General features: G+C 34.1%; 1 protein-coding gene and 1 pseudogene. Both read right to left on the minus strand.

Annotated elements, in window-relative coordinates:
- Positions 1-497 precede the first annotated feature (497 nt).
- Positions 498-1,535: a rod shape-determining protein gene (locus tag CQA44_RS11915; protein WP_115547409.1), complete on the minus strand. Its 1,038-nt coding sequence runs from the start codon at positions 1,533-1,535 to the stop codon at positions 498-500.
- A 19-nt stretch (positions 1,536-1,554) separates the two neighbouring features.
- A pseudogene (locus tag CQA44_RS11920) lies at positions 1,555-2,093 on the minus strand (AAA family ATPase); the annotation flags it as partial.

Consider the following 2,093-nt stretch of genomic DNA (forward strand, 5'->3'; position numbering starts at 1 on the left):
TGGGTATAAAACGATACAAAGAATCTTAATGTCCTAATAACGTAAATGTTAGATTCTATGGGTGTGGGGTTATATTCTGCTATTTAAACTATTCAACAGATTAAATTTATGAATGAATTTTTAGTAGGTATCAGCTATTTATAAATCAAAAATTAGCCAATCATAGTATTTAGTTTTATGAGCAATTTAATAATATAGTTATGTCATAATCTTAAAAATAAAAGCCATAGCGACATTAATCATATTTAAATGTGTTTAAGCGTAGGAAATAATGAGAATTTAAGAGAAAAAAGCACACTAAGATAGATTTATAGCAATGCTTTCATTAGCATTGAATCTTTATTGAACGATTCTGTGTTGATTTAACAAAAAATGAAGCAACAAATATTGCCTGCTACTTTAAATCAAAAACAATCAAAATGAACTTTCTTTAGTAAAGAATATAGGGATTAAAGATTCAAAGAGATTAACATTATTCATCACGAGGATTTTATCAATCAACTTCTTGCAATAATTTTTTCTAACATTTCCTCATCTTCCATTGCCATACCCGTACCTTTAGCAACAGAGAGTAAAGGTTCATCGCCTACATATACAGGTAACTTTACAACATCAGAAAAATATTTATCCAAATTGCGTATTAACGCTCCTCCACCTGTTAAAACAATGCCATTTTCTACAAGGTCTCCCGCTAAATCAGGAGGGACTTGTTCTAAGACACTGCGCAAAGCATTTCCCATTTCTTTAATCTGATCTTTAATTGCCTCTCTAATATCTTCACTTGTAAGCTCTATGGAATTTAATAAGCCGCTGACTTGATCTCGACCCTTAATGAGCTTTACAAGTGGTTTTTCTAGTGGGGTAGCACAACCAATCTCAATTTTTATTTCCTCAGCAGTCCTGTCCCCGATAAGGAGATTAAATTTTTTTCGGACATAATCCATAATTGCCATATCAAGCTTATCACCCGCGATACGAATAGACTTAGAAATAACAAGTCCGCTTAATGACAACACGCCAATTTCTGTTGTACCCCCACCAATATCAACAACAAGACTTCCTTGCGGTTCTTTAATAGGCAGTCCTGCACCAATTGCAGCTGCAAGTGGCTCTTCAATTAATAAGACTTCCCTAGCACCAGCACTCATGGCAGATTCTTTTACTGCCTTTCTTTCCACTGAAGTAAGCCCATAAGGAACACACACCATGATTCTAGGACGCATAAAAGATTTACGCTTATGCGCTCTCTCAATAAAATAGCGAATCATTTTTTCCGTGATTTCAAAATCTGCAATAACACCATCACGTAAGGGGCGTATCGCTCGAATATTATCAGGCGTTTTTCCTATCATTTCTTTCGCTTCTCTACCAACTGCTAATATTTCTCCATCTCTGTATTGATCAACTTTAACTGCGACAATAGAAGGTTCGTTAATGAGAATTTCATGCCCTTTTATCATAACAATGGTATTAGCTGTCCCTAAATCAATTGCTATATCGTGTGAAAACCAGCCTACAAATTTATTTAAAAACACCGTGGAATCTCCTTATTTTCTAAACTGCTTTAATTGTCTTTTTCTTAATAAGAATGGGCTTTTCTATTTTATCTACACATTTTCTTGTGATAATAACTTCATACCCATTTAGATTGGGTAAATCAAACATAATATCCAGACTAAAATCCTCAACAATAGCTCTCAAGCCTCTAGCCCCCGTTTTTCTCTCCATTGCAAGCTCCGCTATACGTTCTATAGCGTCTTCTTCAAAAGAAAGCTTTGAACCGTCTAACTCAAAAAGCTTTTGATACTGTTTAATGAGAGCATTCTTTGGTTTTGTTAAGATGGAAATCATCGCTTCTTTGCTGATAGAATCTAGTGTTGCAATCACATGCAATCTTCCAATTAGCTCTGGTATTAGTCCAAAACTGACTAAATCATCAGTTTCGACTTGATGAATAATATTATCAGAATCTTTCACATTCTTTACACTAGATTCTGAATTAGAATCAAAACCTAAAACATTTTTACCTAATTTGCGTTTAATAATATCTTCAACCCCATCAAAAGCACCACCACAAATAAAGAGAATATTGC

The sequence above is a fragment of the Helicobacter sp. MIT 14-3879 genome, from assembly GCF_003364125.1.